24 protein-coding genes are annotated in these 24,043 nt (G+C 59.9%); 14 read left to right on the top strand and 10 right to left on the bottom strand.

Features of this window, described 5'->3' with window-relative positions; genetic code table 11:
• Positions 1–116: 116 nt before the first annotated feature.
• The 5 genes from C4J91_RS21370 to C4J91_RS21350 all read right to left on the bottom strand — a co-directional run bounded on the left by C4J91_RS21370 (position 117) and on the right by C4J91_RS21350 (position 4,497).
• Complete coding sequence (locus C4J91_RS21370) at positions 117–2,168, bottom strand: bifunctional diguanylate cyclase/phosphodiesterase (protein ID WP_124364131.1); 2,052 nt, start codon at positions 2,166–2,168, stop codon at positions 117–119.
• A gap of 210 nt (positions 2,169–2,378) precedes the next feature.
• Complete coding sequence (locus C4J91_RS21365) at positions 2,379–2,558, bottom strand: hypothetical protein (RefSeq protein ID WP_104504514.1); 180 nt, start codon at positions 2,556–2,558, stop codon at positions 2,379–2,381.
• A 155-nt stretch (positions 2,559–2,713) separates the two neighbouring features.
• Positions 2,714–3,310: a superoxide dismutase gene (locus C4J91_RS21360; RefSeq protein WP_065949384.1), complete on the bottom strand. Its 597-nt coding sequence runs from the start codon at positions 3,308–3,310 to the stop codon at positions 2,714–2,716.
• Positions 3,311–3,487: 177 nt separating this feature from the next.
• Positions 3,488–4,090 (bottom strand): LysE/ArgO family amino acid transporter, encoded by a 603-nt coding sequence (locus C4J91_RS21355; protein ID WP_124364130.1) that lies wholly within the window; start codon positions 4,088–4,090, stop codon positions 3,488–3,490.
• A gap of 5 nt (positions 4,091–4,095) precedes the next feature.
• Positions 4,096–4,497 (bottom strand): ACT domain-containing protein, encoded by a 402-nt coding sequence (locus C4J91_RS21350; RefSeq protein WP_124364129.1) that lies wholly within the window; start codon positions 4,495–4,497, stop codon positions 4,096–4,098.
• A 96-nt stretch (positions 4,498–4,593) separates the two neighbouring features.
• On the opposite strand from C4J91_RS21350, the gene C4J91_RS21345 reads away from it, so the two are divergent.
• The 10 genes from C4J91_RS21345 (at position 4,594) to C4J91_RS21300 (ending at position 15,916) form a co-directional block, all read left to right on the top strand.
• On the top strand, positions 4,594–5,490 hold the full coding sequence (locus tag C4J91_RS21345) for a LysR family transcriptional regulator ArgP (RefSeq protein ID WP_124364128.1): 897 nt from the start codon (positions 4,594–4,596) through the stop codon (positions 5,488–5,490).
• A gap of 98 nt (positions 5,491–5,588) precedes the next feature.
• On the top strand, positions 5,589–6,587 hold the full coding sequence (locus tag C4J91_RS21340; RefSeq protein WP_124364127.1) for an NAD(P)-dependent oxidoreductase: 999 nt from the start codon (positions 5,589–5,591) through the stop codon (positions 6,585–6,587).
• Positions 6,588–6,714: 127 nt separating this feature from the next.
• Positions 6,715–7,539: an ATPase gene (locus C4J91_RS21335; protein ID WP_124364126.1), complete on the top strand. Its 825-nt coding sequence runs from the start codon at positions 6,715–6,717 to the stop codon at positions 7,537–7,539.
• A gap of 264 nt (positions 7,540–7,803) precedes the next feature.
• On the top strand, positions 7,804–9,063 hold the full coding sequence (locus C4J91_RS21330; protein ID WP_124364125.1) for an AGE family epimerase/isomerase: 1,260 nt from the start codon (positions 7,804–7,806) through the stop codon (positions 9,061–9,063).
• 104 nt (positions 9,064–9,167) lie between these two features.
• Positions 9,168–10,454, top strand: a complete 1,287-nt coding sequence (locus tag C4J91_RS21325) for an ABC transporter substrate-binding protein (protein ID WP_124364124.1) — start codon at positions 9,168–9,170, stop codon at positions 10,452–10,454.
• Between the two features lie 174 nt (positions 10,455–10,628).
• Entirely contained in the window at positions 10,629–11,537 is a 909-nt protein-coding gene (locus C4J91_RS21320) for a carbohydrate ABC transporter permease (protein ID WP_124364123.1), read from the top strand.
• The gene (locus tag C4J91_RS21315) at positions 11,530–12,375 is read left to right on the top strand and encodes a carbohydrate ABC transporter permease (protein ID WP_034115702.1); all 846 of its coding nucleotides are present in this window, start codon (positions 11,530–11,532) and stop codon (positions 12,373–12,375) included. Before C4J91_RS21320 ends, C4J91_RS21315 begins: the two co-directional genes overlap by 8 nt.
• 2 nt (positions 12,376–12,377) lie before the next feature.
• Positions 12,378–13,538 (top strand): ABC transporter ATP-binding protein, encoded by a 1,161-nt coding sequence (locus C4J91_RS21310; protein ID WP_124364122.1) that lies wholly within the window; start codon positions 12,378–12,380, stop codon positions 13,536–13,538.
• An 85-nt stretch (positions 13,539–13,623) separates the two neighbouring features.
• Positions 13,624–14,970: a carbohydrate porin gene (locus tag C4J91_RS21305; RefSeq protein ID WP_124364121.1), complete on the top strand. Its 1,347-nt coding sequence runs from the start codon at positions 13,624–13,626 to the stop codon at positions 14,968–14,970.
• A 100-nt stretch (positions 14,971–15,070) separates the two neighbouring features.
• Positions 15,071–15,916 (top strand): D-hexose-6-phosphate mutarotase, encoded by an 846-nt coding sequence (locus tag C4J91_RS21300; protein ID WP_124364120.1) that lies wholly within the window; start codon positions 15,071–15,073, stop codon positions 15,914–15,916.
• A 129-nt stretch (positions 15,917–16,045) separates the two neighbouring features.
• Here the strand turns inward: C4J91_RS21300 and C4J91_RS21295 are convergent, their stop codons facing one another.
• Entirely contained in the window at positions 16,046–16,906 is an 861-nt protein-coding gene (locus tag C4J91_RS21295; RefSeq protein ID WP_170039859.1) for a MurR/RpiR family transcriptional regulator, read from the bottom strand.
• 220 nt (positions 16,907–17,126) lie between these two features.
• Between C4J91_RS21295 and zwf the strand changes: the two genes are divergently transcribed.
• From zwf to C4J91_RS21280, 3 genes are read left to right on the top strand one after another with little or no spacing between them, the layout of a single operon-like run.
• Positions 17,127–18,593, top strand: coding sequence for a glucose-6-phosphate dehydrogenase (gene zwf / locus C4J91_RS21290; protein WP_124364119.1), 1,467 nt, complete (start codon positions 17,127–17,129; stop codon positions 18,591–18,593).
• Positions 18,580–19,293: a 6-phosphogluconolactonase gene (gene pgl / locus C4J91_RS21285; RefSeq protein ID WP_124364118.1), complete on the top strand. Its 714-nt coding sequence runs from the start codon at positions 18,580–18,582 to the stop codon at positions 19,291–19,293. The genes zwf and pgl overlap by 14 nt, the downstream gene beginning before the upstream one ends.
• 17 nt (positions 19,294–19,310) lie before the next feature.
• Complete coding sequence (locus C4J91_RS21280) at positions 19,311–19,976, top strand: bifunctional 4-hydroxy-2-oxoglutarate aldolase/2-dehydro-3-deoxy-phosphogluconate aldolase (protein ID WP_069076884.1); 666 nt, start codon at positions 19,311–19,313, stop codon at positions 19,974–19,976.
• Positions 19,977–20,179: 203 nt separating this feature from the next.
• Here C4J91_RS21280 and C4J91_RS21275 read toward each other — a convergent pair whose 3' ends face one another.
• Together C4J91_RS21275 and C4J91_RS21270 are read right to left on the bottom strand one after the other, a co-directional pair.
• The gene (locus C4J91_RS21275) at positions 20,180–21,355 is read right to left on the bottom strand and encodes an aminotransferase class V-fold PLP-dependent enzyme (RefSeq protein ID WP_124364117.1); all 1,176 of its coding nucleotides are present in this window, start codon (positions 21,353–21,355) and stop codon (positions 20,180–20,182) included.
• Between the two features lie 14 nt (positions 21,356–21,369).
• Positions 21,370–21,606 carry a DUF3820 family protein gene (locus tag C4J91_RS21270; RefSeq protein WP_104505342.1) on the bottom strand — a complete coding sequence of 79 codons (237 nt, stop codon included), beginning with the start codon at positions 21,604–21,606 and terminating at the stop codon, positions 21,370–21,372.
• Positions 21,607–21,810: 204 nt separating this feature from the next.
• Here C4J91_RS21270 and C4J91_RS21265 point away from each other — a divergent pair, with 204 nt between their 5' ends.
• The gene (locus C4J91_RS21265; protein ID WP_124364116.1) at positions 21,811–22,278 is read left to right on the top strand and encodes a PA2169 family four-helix-bundle protein; all 468 of its coding nucleotides are present in this window, start codon (positions 21,811–21,813) and stop codon (positions 22,276–22,278) included.
• Between the two features lie 134 nt (positions 22,279–22,412).
• Here the strand turns inward: C4J91_RS21265 and C4J91_RS21260 are convergent, their stop codons facing one another.
• Positions 22,413–22,883 carry a MaoC family dehydratase gene (locus C4J91_RS21260; RefSeq protein WP_034115694.1) on the bottom strand — a complete coding sequence of 157 codons (471 nt, stop codon included), beginning with the start codon at positions 22,881–22,883 and terminating at the stop codon, positions 22,413–22,415.
• Positions 22,884–22,940: 57 nt separating this feature from the next.
• A complete protein-coding gene (locus C4J91_RS21255) occupies positions 22,941–23,885 on the bottom strand; it encodes an alpha/beta hydrolase (RefSeq protein ID WP_124364115.1) in 945 nt (314 codons plus the stop codon).
• Positions 23,886–24,043: the final 158 nt, after the last annotated feature.

Here is a 24,043-nt window from a genome sequence, read left to right as displayed (position 1 = left end):
TGCTTCGGTTGTTGATAGGGCGCGCGCGCGGGCGCAAAAGCTGCGACATAATGCGAAAGATTTGCATTTTGTGTAAAGGCTTATACGCGTGAAATATTTGGAATCGTTCGGCCCGCTCAAAGAATCGCCGCGTTATTGCGTTCCGATTGCTTCAAGTAAGCCGCCAACTCCCGGGCCGGCAGCGGTTTGCTGTAGTAGTAACCCTGGCCTTCATGGCAGCCCTCGGAAATGATGTAGGCCTCCTGTTCGGCGGTCTCCACGCCTTCGGCAATCACCTGCATGCCCAGGCTTTTGCCCAGTTGGATGATCGCCCGCACGATGGTCGCATCGTCGTCTACGTCCAGCAGGTCCTGGACGAAGCTCTTGTCGATCTTGATCTTGTCCAGCGGCAGGCTTTTGAGGTAACTGAGGGATGAATAACCGGTGCCGAAGTCATCGATGGCGATCAGCGCCCCCGAACGACGCAGGCTCAGCAGGTGTTGGGCCGCGGTGCTGATGTCTTCCATCAGGCCCGTTTCGGTGACTTCCAGCTCCAGGCTGCGCGGCGGCAGGCGGTAAATCTGCATCAGGTTGTTGACCACCCGCGGCAACTCGGTGTGGTGCAACTGCACGGTGGACAGGTTGACCGCCATGCGCAGCTCGGTGAAACCCTGATCATGCCATTCGCGCAGTTGGCGGCACGCCTGGTCAAGCACCCATTCGCCGATGGGAATGATGGTGCCATTCTGCTCCGCCAGCGGGATGAACAGGTCTGGCGGAACCAGGCCGTGTTCCGGGTGCTGCCAGCGAATCAACGCCTCTACACCGACCACGCGCAGGTCGCGATAGCTGATCTGCGGTTGGTACACCAAGTGGAACTGGTCGCGGCTCAAGGCATCGCGCAGGTCTTTTTCCAGCTCACGGCGCCGACGCATTTCGCTGTCGACGCTGGCGATATAGAACTGATAACGGTTGCGCGAGCGGCTTTTGGCCAGGGTCATGGTCTGTTCGGCTTTCTGCAGCAATTTCTCCGTGCTGTCGCCGTCTTCCGGGAACAAGGTGATGCCGATGGTGGCGCGCAAACGAATCTGGTCCTGGTCGAGGGCGAATTCCGCTTCCAGGTCATCCAGAATGCTTTGCGCCAGTTCGGCGGCTTCGTAGGGCTGGTCGATATCGGCTTGCACCAGGGCGAACTGGTCGCCCCCCAGGCGCGCGAGCGCGCCGAGGCGACCGCTATGGGCGCGCAAACGATCGGCCAGCGCCAGCAGCAGTTTGTCACCGTTCTGATAGGTGAATTGTTCGTTGACGCTCTTGAAGTCATCCAACCCCACGCACAACACCGCCACCCGTCGCTGGCGACGGCCGGCATCGGTCAGGATCCTGTCCAGTTGCTCCTGCAACTTCTGGCGGTTCGGCAGGCCGGTGAGAAAGTCATACTGGGCCATGCGCAACAGGCTGGACTCGGCCGCGTGGCGCAGGTGGGTGTTGCGTTCGATGGATTCAAGCAACTGGTTGGCGGTGTTTATCCACAGGCCCAGCTCATTACGTTCATGCCCCTTGAGCTGCGGGATCTTGTGCTCGCTGGGCCGGTCCGGGTTGATCGACGTCAGGTGTTCGATAATCCGCGACAGCGGTTTGGTCAGCAGCCAGTGATACACCAGGTACAGCACCAGGCCCATGGCCAGGGCGCGCAGCACGCCGGAAATAAAGATGATCACTGAGCTGACAATAAAACCTTCGCCGTAGGTGGCGGTGTCGAGGGTAATGCTCAGGTCGCCGTAATACTCGCTGTAGGGGCCCTTGCCGACCAGTGCGGTGGTGAAAGTGCGCTCCTGCCCGAGAATCAGGTCGGTCAACCAGCGGCTCGAAGAGTGCTGCAAGGCGCGGCTTTTTTCCGCGAGCATGGTTTCGTTGGGGTGACCGATGGACGCGACGCGCACGGCGTCATCCTGGAACAATCCTTCGATCACCTGCATGCCCATTTCGCGGTCCAGGCTATACACCGCCTGGGTCGAGGGGTCGCGAAACATGTCGAGAATACGTTGGGCATCACCGGCCACGGCCTGGCGCGTCTTGTAGGCATCGAACACGATCTGCGCCACGCTCAGCGCTACGCCCACGATCAATGCCGAGAGCAAGACAACCCGTAGCAACTTCACCGACAAGCTGTTTTTGAGTTCCAGCTTCAAAGGGGCATTCCTTGTCTCATGCGGGTGGCCTTCAATATGCCATGAGTATTGGCAATCGGGCGATGGCAGTCAAAGGAACATTGGCGCGCAAGGTGACTTCACGCCTGACAGGAAGGAAAAAACCAGAAAAACGGCGGATTCGTTCCGCCGTCTGACTGTTTGACTAACGCGCTGCATGCCAACGGTAGCTTGGCATTTCAAACGCATTGATTAACTGACTGAAAAATCAATCTTCGGCGGTGGCGGTGGCATGTTGTCCTCACCGGGGCGCTCTGGTGCTTTCGCGCCACCTTCATCGCCGCCGCCACCTGCACCACCGGCAAGACCTTTCATCAGGCCGCTGATGAGTTGCATCGCCATCTGCCCGCCTGCTTTTCCGATTTCTTCCATCTTTTTTCTCCAGAAGAGCGCGAGAGGGTTATTCCTCTCACTCAGTGCGTGGCAAATTCCCTTCGGCGAGTTCCACGATTCCAACCAACTCGCTACTTTCCAGCGCCCATGAAAAAGCCCGGCAATCGCCGGGCTCTTTCTACTGCAAGCGTTGCTTAGGCAGTGAAGGTCTTGCCTTCGAACTGCTCAGCCACGAACTTCCAGTTGACCAGGTTCCAGAACGCTTCTACATACTTCGGACGCACGTTGCGGTAGTCGATGTAGTAGGCGTGTTCCCAGACATCGCAGGTCAGCAGCGGGGTGTCGCCGTTGGTCAGCGGGTTGCCTGCGCCGATGGTGCTGGCCAGGGCCAGGGAACCGTCAGCCTTCTTCACCAGCCAGCCCCAACCGGAACCGAAGGTGCCGATGGACGTCTTGCTGAACTCTTCCTTGAACTTGTCGAACGAACCGAACGCAGCGTTGATGGCTTCCGCCAGTGCGCCGGTAGGTTGGCCACCGGCGTTTGGCGCCAGGCAGTTCCAGTAGAACGTGTGATTCCAGACCTGAGCGGCGTTGTTGAAGATACCGCCCGAGGAAGACTTGACGATTTCTTCCAGGGTCTTGCCTTCGAACTCGGTGCCTGGCACCAGGTTGTTCAGGTTCACGACATAGGTGTTGTGGTGCTTGTCGTGGTGATACTCCAGGGTTTCCTTGGAGATGTGCGGCTGCAGGGCATCGTGTGCGTAGGGCAGCGGCGGCAATTCGAAAGCCATGATGATTCTCCTAATCAGGTCAGTTGCGGTGAGCGCAAGGCCGATCACGGGCGGCCAAACAAGCGCCGGCGAGTCTGTACTCTTTGCGGCGCAAGTTCGGGATCATAGCACCGGGGGTGCGGCAAAACCACGCAACAACTGTGTGGGATAGAGGTTCCAGAGCCTTTTGGAATAAGTTCATGGCGCACTGATTAATTGGTAGGCCACGCTGAACATCATCACGGCCACCAGCAGGTCCAGCAGGCGCCAGGTGGCCGGGCGCGCCAGCCAGGGCGCCAACCACGCCGCGCCGAGGGCCAGCGTGGCGAACCACAGCAACGAAGCGCTGGCGGCGCCCGCTACATACGCACCCGGTTCGGTTTGCTGCGCGCCCAGTGAGCCGATCAACAGCACGGTGTCCAGGTACACGTGGGGGTTGAGCAGGGTCACCGCCAGGGCGCTGAGCAACACCGCGCGCAATGAGCGCACTTTGAGGTGTGCGCCTTGCTCCAGGCTCTGTTTCGAAAACGCTCGACGCAATGCCAGGGTGCCGTACCACAGCAGGAACGCCGCGCCGCCCCAACGGGCAATGCCCAGCAGCAGCGGGCTTTGCGCCAGCACCGTCGCCAGGCCGAATACGCCGGCTGCCACCAGCAAGGCATCACACACCACGCACAACGCGGCCACCGGCAGGTGATGTTCACGGCGCAGGCTTTGCGCCAAGACAAAGGCGTTTTGGCTGCCGATCGCCATGATCAGGCCGAGGGACACCAACAGCCCATTCAGATAGCTTTGCCACATAAGGTTTACTCCGCGTCCGCCGCCAACTGGTGCAACACATGCATGGCGCGCTCGGCATCCGCGCGACCGACAAACAGGTGGTCGTGGTAATAACCGGCGATCACGTTGCAACTGATACCGGCCTTTCCCAGCGCGCTGGCGAACGTAGCGGTCAGGCCCACCGCTTCGAGGGCTGAATGCACATTCAAGGTGATCCATGCCGCCACATAGTCGAAGGCCAGGCCAGCCTGCTCGGCGTGCCGGCGCTCCAGGATCAACGTCAGGCCTTCTGGCTCGCGAAAGCTGCCGATCACCTCGCAACCGGCCGGAATGCGGTGATCGGGCAGGGTGCAGAATACGTAGTCACCGTCATTGAGCTGAGGGCTCATGCTGCGCAACAGGGTTGCCAGGGAAGTTTCGCCAACCATGGAAGGTTCCTTATAAAGAGAAGCGATGCTGGCTATTCTCTGGGTACAGGCTGTATAAGAAAAATCAATATTGCTGATCGCTCATTAGAGAAACTGATGTTCGACTATAAATTGCTTTCCGCGTTGGCGGCCGTAGTGGAACAGGCGGGCTTCGAGCGCGGCGCGCAGGTGCTGGGGCTGTCGCAGTCGGCCGTGTCCCAGCGCATCAAGCTGCTGGAAGCGCGCGTCGGCCAACCGGTACTGGTACGGGCAACGCCGCCGACCCCCACCGATATCGGCCGGCGCTTGCTCAACCATGTGCAACAGGTGCGGCTGCTGGAGCGCGACCTGCAAAGCCAGGTGCCCGCGTTGGACGAAGAAGGCATGCCCGAGCGCTTGCGCATCGCGCTGAACGCCGACAGCCTCGCCACCTGGTGGGCGCTGGCGGTGAGTGATTTCTGCGCCGAACAGCACTTGCTGCTGGATTTGGTGGTAGAGGACCAGACTGTCGGCCTCAAACGCATGCGCGCCGGTGAAGTGGCGGCCTGCATCTGCGCCAGCGAGCGCCCGGTGGCCGGCGCCCGCAGCCTGGTGCTTGGCGCCATGCGTTATCGCGCATTGGCCAGCCCCGCGTTTATCGCGCGGCACTTCCCCGCTGGCGTGCAGGCCGACCAACTGGCCAGTACCCCGGCCCTGGTGTTCGGGCCGGATGATTTCCTGCAACACCGTTACCTGGCTTCGCTCGGGGTGAACGGTGGTTTCGAGCACCATTTATGCCCGTCGTCCGAAGGCTTTATCCGCCTGACGGAAGCCGGCCTGGGCTGGGGCCTGGTACCCGAACTGCAGGTACGCGACCAACTGCAAAACGGCCTGTTGGTCGAATTGCTGCCAGATAAGCCCATCGACGTGCCGCTGTACTGGCATCATTGGCGCAGCGGCGGGCAACTGTTGGGCCTGTTGACCGAGCATCTGGCACAGGTCTGTGGGCAATGGTTGGTGCCCTATCAGCAGTGACGAGCGTCAAGCTGCAAGCGGCAAGAGAAGAGCTTGCGGACCGTATTTAACTTACAGCTGACAGCTTGAGGCTTGCAGCTGTATCCGTAGGAGACACCATGAAGATTCTGGTCACCGGCGCAAGCGGCTTCATCGGCGGGCGCTTTGCGCGTTTCGCCCTGGAGCAGGGCTTGGACGTGCGGGTCAACGGGCGACGTGCCGAGGGTGTGGAACATCTGGTGCGGCGCGGGGCTGAGTTTATCCAGGGTGATCTTAACGATGCCGACCTGGTGCGCGCGCTGTGCCGTGATGTCGAGGCCGTGGTGCATTGCGCCGGTGCCGTCGGGCTGTGGGGCAAGTATCAGGATTTCCATCAGGGCAATGTGCTGGTCACCGAGAACGTCGTCGAAGCGTGCCTCAAGCAGCGGGTCGGGCGGTTGGTGCATCTGTCCTCGCCCTCCATCTATTTCGATGGGCGCGACCACTTGGGGCTGACCGAAGAGCAAGTGCCCAAGCGCTTCAAGCATCCTTATGCGGCGACCAAATACCTGGCGGAGCAGAAGGTCTTCGGGGCCCAGGAATTCGGTCTGGAAGTGCTGGCCCTGCGCCCGCGTTTCGTCACCGGTGCCGGTGACATGAGCCTGTTCCCGCGCCTGTTGAAAATGCAGCGCAAGAACCGCCTGGCCATCGTCGGTGACGGCCTCAACAAGGTTGATTTCACCAGCGTGCACAACCTTAACGAGGCGCTGCTCAGCAGTTTGCTGGCGCCTGGGTCGGCGTTAGGCAAGGCCTACAACATCAGCAATGGCACGCCGGTGCCGGTGTGGGACGTGGTCAACTACGTGATGCGACAAATGGACCTGCCGCAGGTCACCCGCTATCGCTCCTATGGTTTGTCCTACAGCATGGCGGCTTTGAATGAGGCGTTCTGCGCAATGTGGCCGGGGCGGCCGGAGCCGTCGTTGTCACGCCTGGGCATGCAGGTCATGAACAAAAATTTCACCCTCGACATCAGCCGGGCGCGGCATTATCTCGACTATGAGCCCAAGGTCAGCCTGTGGAGCGCCCTCGACGAGTTCTGTACCTGGTGGAAGGCCCAGGCCCCGGGCCACGCTTAAGCTCACAACCAGCAACACATCGGAAACCGTATTGCCGGTTGCGTGTCGACCCATGCGCCGGACGCAGGGTTTATACTCCCGGCGCTCGGCTTTCCAGCCGGCCATCTCATTGATTCAGGGTAGATTCATGCGTAACGATGCTAAAGACGACTTCGACAACGTTCCCAGCCTGCGGGCTGATCCCGGGGACGATGATGATTTCGTGCCGACTGCCGCCACCTCGGTGCGCTCGCGGACGACGCCTGTGGTCAAGGTTAAACGGGCCAACACCGGCCCGTTGTGGGCGTTGGTCGGCGCATTGCTGATCGCCTTTGCCGGCCTGGCCTGGTGGAGCTTCCAACAGATTTCCCTGATGGGCCAGCAACTGGTCGCCACCCAGGAAAGCTTTGCGCGTATCAGCGAAGAAGCGGCGGGGCGCCTGCAAGATATTTCCGGCAAGGTCGTGGCCAGCGAAGCCAATGTGAACAACGGCAGCGAAGCCCTGAAATTGCAGATCAAGCAGCTGGAAGCCCAGTTGCTCGAGCAGGGCAAGCAACAAGTGGGCGTGGCCGGCCAAGCCACCGCGCTGGACCAGCGCCTGGCACAGATGAGCGCCAGCACCACTGAGCTTGCGAATGCGAATGCCAAATTGCAGGGCCAGGTGCAGGCCCTGACCGATGCGGTCGCCAGCCTCAAGGCGACACAGGGTGAGACCAAGGACCTGGCTAACGACGTGGCGGCCTTGAAGAAGCAAGGCAATCCGACGGCGGCCATCGCCCGTCTTGAGCAGGACGTGCTGGTACTCAAGAGCGCGCAGGAAAACCAGCCCGCCACTGCGGATGCACCGACCAATAAAGAGTTCGACGTGTTCCGCATCCAGACCACGCGCAATATCACGACCTTGCAAAGCCAGGTGCAGAACCTGAATCAACGTCTCAATGCGCCAGCGGCGACGACGCCACTGGGTCAATGACTCGTTCTGTGGACTGTGAATGAGGCCAAACTGTGGGAGGGGGCTTGCCCCCGATAGCGGTGTATCAGTCACCGAAATATTGACTGACTCACCGCTATCGGGGGCAAGCCCCCTCCCACATTTAAACCTGTATTAGTCAGGTAAATTGATGTCGCTCGCACTTTTGTCACCGCCCGGTGACATTTCTTGTCCCCTTCGTTACTTGCCACTCCCGCGCCCTTGTTTAGACTCCGGTCACCCCACAAAAAACAATAAGGGCCCCCCATGACCATGCAACCACTGCCTGCCAGCAGTTGGCTGAACGCACCTGCCCATCACGCCTGGCTCGCGGCCGAAGGCCAGCGTTTGCTGTCATTTGCCAAGGCTTCGCGCCTGCCGCACGGCTTTGGCAACCTCGACGAGCGAGGTCAGCTGCCGGCCGATGCCCATGCCGAAACCATGAACACTGCCCGTATGACCCACAGCTTCGCCATGGCCCACGCCATGGGGCTGCCCGGTTACGCCGAGCTGGTAGCCCACGGCGTCGCGGCCCTCAGTGGCCCGTTGCACGATAGCGAACACGGTGGCTGGTTCGCCGCGCCCGATGCCATCGATGGCAATACCCGCAAGGCCGCTTACCTGCATGCCTTCGTCGCCCTGGCCGCCAGCTCGGCGGTGGTGGCCGGTGCCCCCGGTGCACACACCCTGTTGAACGATGCGGTCCATATCATCGACCAGTTCTTCTGGAGCGAAGAGGAGGGCGTGATGCTCGAATCTTTCGCTCGCGATTGGAGCGGCGTCGAAGCCTATCGCGGCGCCAACAGCAACATGCACGCCACCGAAGCGTTCCTCGCCCTGGCCGATGTCACCGGTGACACGCGCTGGCTGAACCGCGCGTTGCGTATCGTCGAGCGCGTTATCCACACCCACGCCGCCGGTAGCCACTTTATGGTGATCGAGCACTTCGACGCCCAGTGGAAGCCTTTGCCCGCTTACAATGAAGACAACCCCGCCGACGGTTTCCGTCCCTACGGCATCACCCCCGGCCATGGCTTCGAATGGGCGCGGCTGGTACTGCACCTGGAGGCCGCGCGCCTGCAAGCCGGGCTGTTCACGCCGGACTGGTTGGTGAGCGATGCCCAAGGGCTGTTTGCCAGCGCCTGCGACTATGCCTGGGCGGTGGATGGTGCGCCGGGCATTGTCTACACCCTGAATTGGAACAACCGCCCGGTCGTTCGCGAACGCCTGCACTGGACCCATGCCGAAGCCAGCGCTGCGGCCCAGGCGCTGCTCAAGCGTACCGGTGAGTTGCATTATGAAATCTGGTACCGGCGGTTTTGGGAGTTTTGCGAAACCCATTTCATCGACCGGCTCCATGGCAGTTGGCACCACGAACTCAGCCCGCACAACCAGCCCAGCAGCAAAATATGGGCGGGCAAACCGGACCTGTACCATGCCTGGCAAGCCGTCGTGTTGCCGGCGCTACCCTTGGCACCCAGCCTGGCCAGTGCATTGGGCAGCGGACGCTATGTCACCAAGTGGTGACATTTGTACGTCCCTTTGTTACCTGCGCCCGGAAAATCCCTGTTTAAACTCCGTGCAGCGCAAGCTCTAGACTTGCATGCATAACAACAAGAAAAGGTATTCAGATGAACGCGATTAATCGCCTCGCCGTAGCTATTTCCGTTGCCTCGTTGTTTCCCCTCAGTGCATTTGCCGCCGACTCGAAAGGGACGGTTGAAGTGGTGCATTGGTGGACCTCGGGCGGTGAAAAAGCGGCTGTCGATGTCTTGAAGGCTCAAGTCGAGAAAGACGGCTTCACCTGGAAAGACGGCGCTGTTGCAGGTGGCGGCGGTGCCACTGCAATGACTGTGCTGAAAAGCCGTGCGGTCGCCGGCAACCCACCTGGCGTTGCCCAGATCAAAGGCCCCGACATCCAGGAATGGGCGTCCACCGGCCTGCTCGACACCGACGTGCTCAAAGACGTCGCCAAAGAAGAAAAATGGGACTCCCTGCTCGACAAGAAAGTCTCCGATACCGTGAAGTACGACGGTGACTACGTCGCCGTACCGGTCAACATCCACCGCGTGAACTGGCTGTGGATCAACCCGGAAGTCTTCAAGAAAGCCGGCATCACCAAGAACCCCACCACCCTCGAAGAATTCTATGCCGCCGGCGACAAGCTGAAAGCGGCGGGCTTCATTGCGCTCGCTCACGGCGGCCAGCCTTGGCAGGACAGCACCGTGTTCGAGGCGGTGGTGCTCTCGGTGATGGGTGCCGATGGCTACAAGAAAGCCCTGGTCGACCTGGATAACGGCGCACTGACCGGCCCGGAAATGGTCAAGTCGCTGACCGAGCTGAAGAAAGTCGCGACCTATATGGACGTTGACGGAAAAGGCCAGGACTGGAACCTCGAAGCCGGTAAAGTCATCAACGGCAAGGCCGGCATGCAGATCATGGGTGACTGGGCCAAGTCCGAATGGACCGCCGCCAAGAAAGTCGCCGGCAAGGACTACGAGTGCGTAGCCTTCCCAGGCACCGACAAAGCCTTCACCTACAACATCGACTCCCTGGCGGTGTTCAAGCAGAAAGACGAAGGCACTGCCGCTGGCCAGCAGGACATCGCCAAAGTCGTGCTGGGTGAAAACTTCCAGAAAGTGTTCAGCATCAACAAGGGTTCGATCCCTGTGCGCAACGACATGCTGAACAAAATGGATTCGTACGGTTTCGACTCCTGCGCCCAGACGGCGGCCAAGGACTTCCTGACCGATGCCAAGACCGGTGGCCTGCAGCCAAGCATGGCGCACAACATGGCCACCACGCTGGCGGTACAAGGTGCGTTCTTTGACGTGGTCACCAACTACATCAACGATCCGAAAGCCGACCCGGCCGACACCGCCAAGAAATTGGGCGCTGCGATCAAGTCTGCGAAGTAACACGCTCTAAAAGCGCTTTTCTGTAGGAGCGAGCTTGCTCGCGAAAAACTCAAGGTCACCGCGTTCATCCCTGATGCCCGCGTCATCGTTGAAGACTTTCGCGAGCAAGCTCGCTCCTACAGGGGAGCGCCATGGTTTCACCTGTCAGTCCTTTTCCTTGTATTGGATTTTCCCATGAGTTCTGTTGCTGTGTTCAGCAAGGCCTCGCCGTTCGATGCACTGCAGCGCTGGCTCCCTAAACTGGTGCTGGCGCCGAGCATGTTCATCGTGCTGGTGGGCTTTTATGGCTACATCCTGTGGACGTTCGTGCTGTCGTTCACCACCTCCACCTTCCTGCCCAGCTACAAGTGGGCTGGCCTGGCGCAATACGAGCGGTTGTTCGACAACGATCGTTGGTGGGTCGCGAGCAAAAACCTCGCCGTGTTCGGCGGGATGTTCATCGGTATCACCCTGGTGATCGGCGTGCTGCTGGCGATTTTCCTCGACCAGAAAATCCGTCGTGAAGGTTTCATTCGCACCATTTACCTGTACCCGATGGCGCTCTCGATGATCGTCACCGGTACAGCCTGGAAATGGCTGCTCAACCCGGGCATGGGCCTGGACAAATTATTGCGCGATTGGGGCTGGGAAGGCTTCCGTCTCGACTGGCTGATCGATCCTGACCGCGTGGTCTACTGCCTGGTGATCGCCGCCGTGTGGCAAGCCTCGGGCTTTATCATGGCGATGTTCCTGGCGGGCCTGCGGGGCGTCGATCAGTCGATCATCCGCGCCGCGCAGATCGACGGCGCAAGCTTGCCACGCATCTATTGGAGCGTGGTGCTGCCAAGCCTGCGTCCGGTGTTCTTCAGTGCGGTGATGATCCTGGCGCACATTGCGATCAAGAGCTTCGACCTGGTCGCGGCGATGACCGCTGGCGGCCCGGGCTATTCCTCCGACCTGCCGGCCATGTTCATGTACTCGTTCACCTTCAGTCGCGGCCAGATGGGCATGGGCTCGGCCAGTGCAATCCTGATGCTCGGTGCGATCCTCGCGATCATCGTGCCGTACCTGTATTCCGAGCTGAGGACCAAGCGTAATGACTAGTCTCGCCGCTAAACCTGCCATTAGCCTGAGTCGCATCGCGATCTACGCGGTGCTGATCCTTGCGGTGCTGCTGTACCTGGTGCCGCTGGTGGTGATGCTGCTCACCAGTTTCAAGACGCCTGAAGACATCAGCACCGGCAACCTGCTGAGCTGGCCAACCGTGGTCAGCGGCATTGGCTGGGTCAAGGCCTGGGCCACCGTGGATGGCTACTTCTGGAACTCGATCAAGATCACCGTGCCCGCTGTGCTGATCTCCACGGCCATCGGTGCGTTGAACGGCTACGTGCTGTCGTTCTGGCGCTTTCGCGGTTCGCAGCTGTTCTTCGGCCTGTTGCTGTTCGGCTGCTTCCTGCCGTTCCAGACCGTGCTGCTGCCGGCGTCGTTCACCCTCGGCAAGATGGGCCTGGCCAGCACCACCACCGGCCTGGTGTTCGTGCATGTGGTCTACGGCCTGGCGTTCACCACGCTGTTCTTCCGTAACTACTACGTGAGCATTCCGGATGCGTTGATCAAGGCGGCCCGCCTGGACGGTGCCGGTTTCTTCACCATCTTCCGTCAGATCATTCTGCCGATGTCGACGCCGATCATCATGGTCTGCCTGATCTGGCAGTTCACCCAGATCTGGAACGATTTCCTGTTCGGTGTGGTGTTCTCCAGCGGCGACTCGCAGCCCATCACGGTAGCGCTGAACAACCTGGTCAACACCAGCACCGGGGCCAAGGAATATAACGTGGATATGGCGGCGGCGATGATCGCCGGGCTGCCGACCCTGCTGGTCTATGTGATCGCAGGCAAGTATTTCGTGCGCGGCCTGACGGCCGGCGCGGTCAAGGGGTAATCATGGCTACGCTTGAACTTCGCAATGTAAACAAGACCTATGGCGCCGGCCTGCCCGACACCTTGAAGAACATCGAACTGTCGATCAAGGAAGGTGAGTTCCTGATCCTGGTCGGCCCGTCGGGGTGCGGTAAGTCCACGTTGATGAACTGCATCGCCGGCCTTGAGACCATCTCCGGCGGCGCGATCATGATCGGTGATCAGGACGTGAGCGGCATGAGCCCCAAGGACCGTGACATCGCCATGGTGTTCCAGTCCTACGCGCTGTACCCGACCATGAGCGTGCGCGAGAACATCGAGTTCGGCCTGAAGATCCGCAAGATGCCCCAGGCCGACATCGACGCCGAAGTCGCGCGCGTAGCCAAGCTGCTGCAGATCGAACACTTGCTCAACCGCAAGCCGGGCCAACTGTCCGGTGGCCAGCAACAGCGCGTGGCGATGGGCCGGGCCTTGGCGCGTCGGCCGAAGATCTACCTGTTCGACGAACCGTTGTCGAACCTTGACGCCAAGCTGCGCGTCGAGATGCGCACCGAAATGAAGCTGATGCACCAGCGCCTGAAGACCACCACCGTCTACGTGACCCACGACCAGATCGAAGCAATGACCCTGGGCGACAAAGTGGCGGTGATGAAGGACGGCATCATCCAACAATTTGGTACGCCGAAAGAAATTTACAACGACCCGGCCAACTTGTTTGTGGCAAGCTTTATCGGTTCACCTCCCATGAACTTCGTACCTTTGCGTCTACAACGCAAGGACGGTCGCCTGGTGGCGCTGCTCGACAGCGGCCAGGCCCGTTGCGAGCTGCCGCTGAGTATGAATGACGCTGGGTTGGAAGACCGCGATGTGATCCTGGGCCTGCGCCCGGAGCAGATCGTGCTGGCGGCGGGCGAGGGCAATGGTGCTTCGAGCATTCGTGCCGAAGTCCAGGTAACCGAGCCCACCGGCCCGGACACCCTGGTGTTCGTGCAGCTCAATGACACCAAGGTCTGCTGCCGTCTGGCGCCGGACGTGGCACCGCAGGTCGGCGAGACCCTGACCCTGCAGTTCGACCCGGCCAAGGTATTGCTGTTCGATGCCGCGACCGGTGAGCGATTGGGCACCGTTGCTGCATTGCCGGCACAGGGGCATGCCGGCAATGTGACCCAGTTCAAAGGTCGTTAATCGAGATAACTGGTTGTTTTAATTAAAAAATGTAACCCGCGTTAGATAAAAACAGTTTAATAACAATAAAGACGAGGATGTAGGGATGAAAAAGCAACACAACAACACCCGGCTGTTCTGCCAACTGTCAGCAGCAGCAGCCCTTGTATTGTCCGCCAATGCGATGGCGGCCGATGCGTTCAGCGCCGATTCCAAGTGGATGACCGGCGATTGGGGCGGCGAGCGTACCAAGCTGATCGAGCAGGGTATCGACATCAAGGCCGACTACGTAGGTGAGATGGGCTACAACGCCCACGGTGGCTACAACGATGACAAGACCGGCCGTTACTCCGACCAGTTCGGTCTGGGCGTGGCGCTGGACCTGCAAAAACTGTGGGGCTGGGATAACACCCAGGCCAAGATCCAGTTCACCAACCGTAATGGCCAGAACATCTCCAATGACCGTATTGGCGATCCGCGCGCCGGCACCTTGAGTTCGTCTCAGGAAGTGTATGGCCGTGGCCACATGGTGCGTCTGACCCAGTTCTGGGTTCAGCACCAGATGTTCGACAACAAACTGGACGTGAAACTCGGCTACTTCGGTGAAGGCGAAGACTTCAACACCTTCCCGTGCGACTTCCAGAACCTGTCGTTCTGCGGCTCCCAGGTCGGTAACTACGTAAACACCTGGTACAACTGGCCAGTCGCCCAGGCCGCTATCCGCGTGAAGTACAACATCACGCCTGAGCTGTATGCGCAGATTGGTGCCTACAACCAGAACCCGTCGCAACTGGAGCACGGTAACGGCTTCAAACTCAGCGGCAGCGGTACCAAAGGCACCGTGATTCCGGTGGAGTTGGTCTGGTCGCCGAAGGTCAACAACCTGCCGGGCGAATACCGTGTGGGTTACTACAAAAGCGCTGCCGATGCGTCTGACGTACGCGAAGACGTCAACGGCAACGATGCCGCCACTACTGGCGCCGCCTACCGTACCCACAGCAGCAAGAAAGGCTACTGGTTCGTTGCGCAACAGCAACTCACCACGCATAACGGCGACGCTACCCGTGGCCTGAACATCGCCGCCAACGCGACCTTCCACGACAAGGAAACCAACCTGGTCGACAACTACCAGTCGTTGATGCTGGTGTACAAAGGCCCCTTCGACGCGCGTCCAAAAGATGACGTCGGCATTGGCGTCGCTCGCCTGCATGTCAACGATGACGTGAAGAAGAACTCTCAACTGCTCAACGCCGCCAATGGTGTGAGCGACTATGACAATCCGTTCTACACGCCCATTCGTGAGACTGAGTACAACGTCGAACTCAACTACGGTTTCCACGTCACCAACTGGCTGACCGTGCGTCCGAACCTGCAATACGTTGTCCAGCCTGGTGGCGTGGACAAAGTCGACAACGCGTTGGTAGCGGGCCTGAAAATCCAGTCTACGTTCTAACGCTGTTGCGATAAGCTCCTTCTCTCTGTGCGCATTTTGCGGGTAGCCATGGCTATCCGCTTTTTTTTGGGTTGCACTGTGATATTCAGGACCGTGGCACATGCATGAGCAACCGCTGCAACGTTTTTTCAAATCCTTGCGCGAGCGTCCGGTGTTCGCCTGGGAGCGCTTCCAGATGCGTGACGTGTTGGTGATCGACCATCCGCTGTGCCAGGCGGTGTTCAGTCGCCAGGGCGCGCAATTGCTGCACTTTCAGCCCGCCGGCCAGAAACCCTGGCTGTGGTGCGCCGCCAAGTGGCCGCAAGTCGGTGCCATCCGGGGTGGCGTGCCGGTGTGCTGGCCGTGGTATGGCCGTCACCCCAGCGAAAACGCGTGGCCCTCCCACGGTTGGGCGCGCTTGATCGATTGGAAACTGCTCGACAGCAGCACCGAAGACGATGGCGTGCGCCTGCACTGGCAGCTGCAGTTGTGTGACTGGCAGGTGGACCTGCACGCGCATTTGGGTGAAACCCTGGAATTGCGCCTGAGCACCGAGCATCAGGATGAGCTGCCGTGCCAGTTGAGCCACGCTTTGCACGCCTACTGGCGTATCGGTCACGTTGACGAGGTAGCGCTGTCTGGGCTCGACGGCGCGCAAGGTTATGACCAGCTCAACCGCCAGGCTTGCCAGCAGGAAGGCGAGCTGCGGGTGGATGGCGGCTGCCAGCGAGTGTTCCAGCATGAGGGTGAGCTGCACCTCAAGGACCATGCGTGGCAGCGGGAGCTGTGTATCGACACCGGCGACAGCGCCGACACCGTGGTGTGGCATCCCGGTAGCCGGCCGTTGCTGGGTGTGAGCTTCAACGAGGCGTCGGGGTTTGTGTGCGTGGAGTCGGCGATGGCCGGGGCGAGCCTGGCGCCGGGGGAGAGGGCGCATCTGAGTTTGCAGGCTCGGGCTGGGATTTAGTGGTGCTGCTGTGATCGTTCCCACGCTGCGCGTGGGAATGCAGCCCTTGACGCTCCGCGTCTGCTCTTGATGCCGTGACGCGGAGCGTCACAAGAGGCATTCCCACGCGGAGCGTGGGAACGATCAGGTTCAGTTGAACTCATCCCCCACCGGATACCGGCTGTCATTCAAGCTCTCTTTGATCTTGCGCAAATGCGGCTGGAAATCCACTCCGCGGCGTAATGTCATCCCGGTCGCCAGCACATCCAGCACCGTCAGCTGAATGATCCGCGAGGTCATCGGCATGTAGATATCGGTGTCTTCCGGCAGCGGAATGTTCAGGCTCACCGTGCTGGCCTTGGCCAGTGGTGAGTTCTCGGCCGTTACGCCCAGCACCGACGCGCCGTTTTCCCGCGCGATACGCGCCACTTCCACCAGCTCACGGGTACGCCCGGTGTAGGAAATGATCACGAACAACTCACCTGTATGCGCCACTGAGGCGATCATGCGTTGCATCAGCACGTCGGCGTGGGCGGTCACCGCCAGGTTGAAACGGAAGAACTTGTGCAGCGCGTCCATGGCCACCGGGGCCGAGGCGCCCAGGCCGAAGAAGTGGATCTGCCGCGCCTGGATCAACAGATCCACGGCCTTGCTGATCAGGGCCGGGTCGAGGGCCTGGCAGGCACTGTCCAGGGACGCGATGGCGCTGCCGAAGATCTTCTGGGTGTAGGCCTCCGGGTTATCATCGGCTTCCACTGCGCGGCTGACATACGCCGCGCCACTGGCCAGGCTTTGCGCCAACTGCAATTTAAGTTCAGGGTAACCACTGACGCCGAACGAACGGCAGAAGCGGTTGACCGTCGGTTCACTGACCGAAGCGGCTTGGGCGAGGGCAGCGATCGAGAAGCGGGTGGCCTGCTGCGGGTTGAGCAGGATGACCTCGGCGACTTTTTTCTCGGCCTTGTTCAATTCTTCGAGGCGGTTCCGGATCTGTTCCAGAAGATTTCGCACGCGGTCCATTCAGTCTTTCCTTCGGGCGACGATGCAAATAAAAAGGCGGTAACCAGTCAATGAGTGGCTTTTCGCGGTGGCCTATCCTACTGAGGGTAGCCGAACACCACCACTCGCAATGCGTATTTGCGGAAAATGTTGTGGTTATTACTACATTTTTCCTTGAGTGATGCCTTGAAAAAAGGTATTTGTAGCTTAACTTGATAAAAGAACAAACATCATGCCTTTGATAACCGTAGAACCCTGCACCTTTGCCCTGTTTGGCGCCTTGGGTGATCTGGCGCTGCGCAAGTTATTTCCTGCCCTCTATCAACTCGATGGCGCCGGCCTGCTGCACGATGACACGCGCATCCTGGCCCTGGCCCGCGAAGCCGGTTCCGAGCAGCAGCACCTGGCCCATATCGAAACCGAACTGCGCAAATACGTCGGCAAGGAGCTGGACGAAGCCGTGGCCCAGCGTTTCCTGGCGCGCCTGGCGTATGTGCATGTCGACTTCATGAAGGCCGACGACTACGTCGCCCTTGCCGAAAAGGTCGGTAGCGAACAGCGCCTGATCGCCTACTTCGCCACCCCGGCCGCCGTGTATGGCGCGATCTGCGAAAACCTGTCCAAGGTCGGCCTGGCGGAAAACACCCGCGTCGTGCTGGAAAAGCCGATTGGTTCGGACCTGGAATCCTCGCGCAAGGTCAACGACGCCGTCGCGCAGTTTTTCCCGGAAAACCGCACCTACCGTATCGACCACTACCTGGGCAAAGAAACCGTCCAGAACCTGATCGCCTTGCGTTTCGCCAACAGCCTGTTCGAAACCCAATGGAACCAGAACTACATTTCCCACGTGGAAATCACCGTGGCCGAGCAGGTTGGCATCGAGGGCCGTTGGGGCTACTTCGACAAGGCTGGCCAACTGCGCGACATGATCCAGAACCACCTGCTGCAGCTGCTGTGCCTGATCGCCATGGACCCGCCGGCCGATCTGTCCGCCGACAGCATCCGCGACGAGAAGGTCAAGGTGCTCAAGGCCCTGGCGCCGATCAGCCCGGAAGGCCTGACCACCCAGGTGGTGCGCGGCCAGTACATTGCCGGCTACAGCGCCGGTAAAGCCGTGCCGGGGTACCTGGAAGAAGAGAATTCCAACACCCAGAGCGACACCGAGACCTTCGTCGCCCTGCGGGCCGATATTCGCAACTGGCGTTGGGCCGGGGTGCCGTTCTACCTGCGTACCGGCAAGCGCATGCCGCAAAAGCTGTCGCAGATCGTCATCCACTTCAAGGAGCCGTCCCACTATATCTTCGCCCCCGAGCAGCGCTTGCAGATCAGCAACAAGTTGATCATCCGCCTGCAGCCGGACGAAGGTATTTCCTTGCGTGTGATGACCAAGGAGCAGGGCCTGGACAAGGGCATGCAACTGCGCAGCGGGCCGCTGCAACTGAATTTTTCCGACACCTATCGCAGCGCACGGATTCCCGATGCCTACGAGCGGTTGTTGCTGGAAGTGATGCGCGGCAATCAGAACCTGTTTGTTCGCAAAGATGAAATTGAAGCCGCGTGGAAGTGGTGTGACCAGTTGATCGCCGGGTGGAAAAAATCCGGTGATGCGCCCAAGCCGTACGCGGCGGGGTCCTGGGGGCCGATGAGCTCGATTGCACTGATCACGCGGGATGGGAGGTCGTGGTATGGCGATATCTGAATTGAAACTGCCTCAGGGCGTTACTGCCCATGAGTACCGGACGCCCGTGCTGTTGGCGGACGGCCTGGCCAATGACGTGGCCGAACAATTGCGCGCGGCCATCAGCGCCCGTGGCGCGGCCACTCTGGTGGTGTCCGGTGGCCGCAGCCCGGTGGCGTTCTTCCAGAACCTGGCCAGGCAAGCCCTGGACTGGTCCAAGGTCACGGTCACCCTGGCCGACGAGCGTTGGGTGCCGGTGGAGCACGCCGACAGCAATGCCGGCTTGTTAAAGCAGCACCTGTTGCAAGGCCCGGCGGCCAAGGCGAAGTTTTTGAGCCTGTACAGCGCTGCCGCCAACCTTGAAGAGGCGGCCGAGCAGGCTGATCGCCTGCTGGCCGAACTGCCGGCGATCGATGTGCTGGTGCTGGGCATGGGCGATGACGGCCACACCGCCTCGCTGTTTCCCAACAGCCCGAACCTCGCCCAGGCGTTGCAGGCCGACGGCACCCGCCGTTGCTGGCCAATGCTGGCGCCGACCGTGCCGCACCAGCGCCTGACCATGAGTCGTGCATTGCTGGCCACGGCCCACTACACCGTGCTGTCGATTTCCGGCAGTTCGAAGTTGACTACCTTGAGCGCCGCGCTGGCCGGTAACGATGTCGCCGCCATGCCGATTCGCGCGTTTTTGCAACCTACTTTAGAGATTTACTGGTGCCCATGAGCCAAGGATCAGCCGCTATGAAAAGCCCTCAACCGACCGTGTCCATGGCGGATAAAGTTGCCCTGATCGACAGCCTCTGCGCCAAGGCGCGGATCCTGCCGGTGATCACCATCGCCCGCGAACAGGACATCCTGCCTCTGGCCGATGCCCTGGCTGCCGGTGGCCTGACCGCCCTGGAAGTGACACTGCGTTCCGAGTTCGGCCTCAAGGCCATCCAGGTATTGCGCGAGCAGCGCCCTGAGCTGTGCACCGGTGCCGGCACTGTGCTGGACCGTCATATGCTCGAAGCGGCAGAAGTGGCCGGCTCGCAGTTCATCGTCACCCCCGGCATCACCCGCGACCTGCTGGAAGCCTCGGTGCACAGCCCGATCCCGCTGCTGCCTGGCATCAGCAATGCCTCCGGCATCATGGAAGGCTATGGCCTGGGCTATCGCCGCTTCAAGCTGTTCCCAGCGGAAGTCAGCGGCGGCGTGGCGGCGATCAAGGCCTTGGGCGGCCCGTTCGGCGAAGTGAAATTCTGCCCGACCGGCGGCGTCGGCCCGGCCAACATCAAAAGCTACATGGCGTTGAAAAACGTGATGTGCGTGGGCGGTAGCTGGATGCTTGATCCTGAGTGGGTCAAGAACGGCGACTGGGCGCGTATCCAGGAAGTCACCGCCGAGGCGCTGGCGCTGCTGGATTGATCTGATTAATCGAATCGTTGTTGTTGTGCTTAACGGCATTTTTGCGGTGCACTTGGTCGGTGTACCGCTTTTTTTTGCCTGTAGAAAACCTGGAGCACTCCACAAAACCAATGTGGGAGGGGGCTTGCTCCCGATAGCAGTGGTTCAGTCAATACATGTGCTGACTGATACACCGCCATCGGGAGCAAGCCCCCTCCCACAGTTTAATCTGTGTTGAGCTGGGTAATCGCATGCACCAACACATTGATGTCCGTAGCCGTAGTCACCAACCCCGGCGTCACTCGAATACAGGTACCAAACGCCGCGCCTGAGCGTGTCGTGGTGAACAAGTCATACTCCTTGAGCAACCTGTCGACCATCACCTGCTGATCGCGCCCAATGAACTTGAACGCGGTAATCCCGCAATACAGCCTCGGATCATCCGGCGTCAGCACTTCAATTCCCGGCACAGCCCGCACCTGGTTCACCCACAGATTGCGCAGGTAATTGACCCGTGCGCCCTTGGCCGCCGCGCCGCCCAGTTGCCGGTGTTCTTCAAACACCAACGGCAGGCTCATCAGTGCCGGAAAGTTCGGCGTGCTGTAGGACGTACGCGCGCGTACATCCGTGGCGGGGTAGTGGAATTCACCCATGTCCGGGTCGATATCCGCCAGGCGCTCGGGGGCGATGTAGAGAAAGCCCAGGGTCAGCGGGGCGCCGATCCATTTGTGCAAGTTGAAGCCGGCGAACTGAATGCCCAACTCGGCCAGGTTGAAATCGATCTGGCCCAGAGCGTGGGCGCCGTCGAGGATTACATCAATATCCTGCTCACGCGCAGCCTTGGCAATCGCCGCCACCGGCATCACCAGGCCGGTGCGGTGCGTAACATGGGTCAGCGCCATCAGCTTCAAGCGCGGGTACTGATTGAAAGTATCGCGATAAGTCTGCACCAGGCTGTCGAAACTGGCCGGGTGAGCGTGGGAAATCTCGATCACTTCAACGCCGCGCATACCGGCCAGCCAGCGCATCGCGCCTTTGACCGTGTCGTACTCCAGGTCACTGATCAGCACCTGGTCGCCGGGTTGCAGGCGGTTGTAGTTGCGGATCAGCGACTGCAAGGCTTCAGTGGCGTTGCGGGTGAAGGCTACCGAGTCCGGGTCTGCATCGATCAAAGCGGCCAGTTGGCGACGAATCTCGAGATTTTCCCCTTGCTCGAAACGCTGACGCACGTACACCGAGTTGCTGCGATTGATGAAGGCAACGTGTTCCAGGTACTGGGCCTGGACTGCACGGCTCATGCGCCCGAAGTAGCCGTTTTCCAGATTGATCGGGCCCGGCTCCAGCTCATAGCGCTGGGCGATGGCCTGCCAGTGACGTTCGTTGTTTGCATTCCTTGGCATGGCGAGGCTCTTAATTAATGGCGAGGGGCGGGTTTACCGTGTTTAACGCGCAGCGGTTCAAGCAATTCGGCCAAACCGTTGTGGTCGATTTCCTGCATCAGTGCCAGTAAGCCGCCCAGTTCCCCGTGGGGAAAACCTTCACGGGCGAACCAGTTCAGGTACGGGCCTGGCAAGTCGGCGATGATCCGCCCTTTGTATTTGCCGAAGGGCATTTCGCGGGTGATCAGCAATTCGAGTTTTTCGGGGTTCATGGGCTTCAGCGTTTGATTCGATAGCGGGGAAAATACAGGCATTCTGCATGAAGGCCAAATGACAGATCATGCAAATAACGTCGATACAGATGGTTCAATAATTCGTAAGTCATTGAAATAAAACAAATAAGTAATTTTTCAAAACCTGGCACGGGCGCTGCAATCATTAAGACAACTTTCTCAACCCACATAAGGAATTGAAAAATGACTGACATCAATAAAGAATCCATCTCCGTACTGAACGACCTGATCGAAACCAGCATCGACGGCCAAAAGGGTTTCCAGGAGTGCGCTGAAGACATCAAGCACCCAGAGCTCAAAGCCCTGTTCGTCAAGCGTTCCGCCGATTGCGCCACCGCCGCCGCCGAGCTGAAAACTGCCGTGCGTGCCCTGGGTGGCGACCCGGAAGATTCCGGCAGCATGGCCGGTGCGCTGCATCGCGGTTGGGTTGACGTAAAATCGATGGTGACCGGTAAGGACGAAGAGTCCGTGCTGAACGAAGCTGAGCGCGGTGAAGACCACGCATTGAAGGCTTACAAGGAAGCGATCGAGAAGATCAACAAGCACAACCTGCTGGGTATTCGTGATCTGGTTGAACGTCAGTACCACGGCGTGCAGCGCAACCACGACCAGGTTAAAGCCCTGCGTAATCAGGCTCGCGCTCAGTCGTAAACCCTGGGTTGTACATGCTGTAAAGAGTGTGGGAGGGGGCTTGCTCCCGATAGCGGTCAACCAGTCAATGAATTCAGTGACTGGAAGATCGCCATCGGGGGCAAGCCCCCTCCCACATTTATATTGCGTCATTTTCAGCCAATGCTGATTGGCGGCAATTCGGTCAAGGTCACTACTTGCTGTTTGCGAGGAGCAAGAATCTCCGCTTCGCCATCCACTACCAACTCATCGCGCTGGTTGAACACTCGCGTGGCAATGCGTACACGGAACTTGGGCAGCTTCTCCAGGATTTCCAGGCGCACGGTGAGGGTGTCGCCGATCTTGACCGGCTTTTGAAAGCTCATCTGCTGGCCGATATAAATCGTGCCCGGGCCGGGCAGTTCGCAGGCTACCGCCGCGCTGATCAGCGCACCGCTGAACATGCCATGGGCGATACGCTCCTTGAACATCGTCGCCTTGGCATACTCGGCATCCAGGTGCACTGGGTTGTGATCGCCAGACATGGCGGCGAACAACTGGATATCGCGTTCTTCGACAGTCTTGCTGAAGCTGGCGGTCTGGCCGACTTCAAGGGCCTCGTAGGGGGTGTTGGTTACCTGGGTCATCTAAACGTGCATCCTGTGGCTAATCGATAATTTAATTGGCTGATTTTAAACGAAAAATTATTCGCAGCGGGTAGGCCTGCGCACTGTCAGGGCGTGCTCGAGCCACGTCAGCACGTCCGCGGTGACGTCGTCGCGGTTGGTTTCATTGAACACTTCATGACGTGCCTGCGGGTAGAGCGTCAATTGCAGGTGCTGGCAGCCCGCATCGCGCAGGGCATGGGCCAGGCTTCTGAGACGCTTGCCTTCACTCACCGGATCACATTCGCCGCCGATTATCAGAATTGGCAGGCCCGGATCGATCTGCGCGAGATTGGACGCTTTGCTGATTTGCTGCAAGCCGCCGAGCAGATCGACCCACAGCTGGTTGGTGCAGCGGAAACCGCAAAGCGGGTCATGAATGTATTGGTCGACTTCAACCGGGTCGCGGCTGAGCCAGTCGAAGGCGGTGCGATTGGGTTTGAACGCTTTGTTGAAGGAGCCGAACGACAGAAAGTCAATCAATGCACTGCGCCCGCGCAAACCCTGGCGCGCGCGTTCGATACGGGCAATCGCCCGTGCCGCGCGATACAACGCCACCGGCTGGAAATTCGAACCGCTGAGTATCGCCCCATGCAGGCTGGCGCTGTGATGCAGCAGATAGGCCTGGGCGATATAGCTGCCCATGCTGTGGCCGAGCAAAATAATCGGCAGCCCCGGTTGCTGCTGGCCGATGTGCTGGTTAAGGCTGGCCAGGTCGCCCACCACTTTGTTCCAGCCATCCTCTTCGGCGTACAGCCCCAAGGTGCCTTCGTCGGCGGTACGGCCATGGCCACGTTGGTCCAGCGCATACACACCATAGCCGGCGCCGCACAACGCCTGCGCCAGGCGCCCATAGCGGCCGCTGTGCTCGGCCATGCCATGGGACAGCATCACCAGGGCCCTGGGGGGCTCGGCGGGCATCCATTGATTGACGTACAGGCGAGTTTGGTCGTTCGCGGTCAGCCAGAAAGTGCTGTGGTTCATGGCGGTTCCTTTGCGCAGGGTCGTTGCAGTGTATAGCTCATCGGGTGGGGGGCGGGGTATCTGCCTGCGCCTCAGCGACAAGATTCATACAATCAATGACACAGTTCAGTGTATTGCCTGTTTGGCCATTACTGCTAACGTCCTCAAAGCTCCGCTCT

The sequence above is a fragment of the Pseudomonas sp. R3-52-08 genome (assembly GCF_003851745.1).
GTDB lineage: Bacteria > Pseudomonadota > Gammaproteobacteria > Pseudomonadales > Pseudomonadaceae > Aquipseudomonas.
The sequence above is the reverse complement of the archived record's forward strand: the minus strand, read 5'-3'. Positions and strand labels throughout refer to the sequence as shown.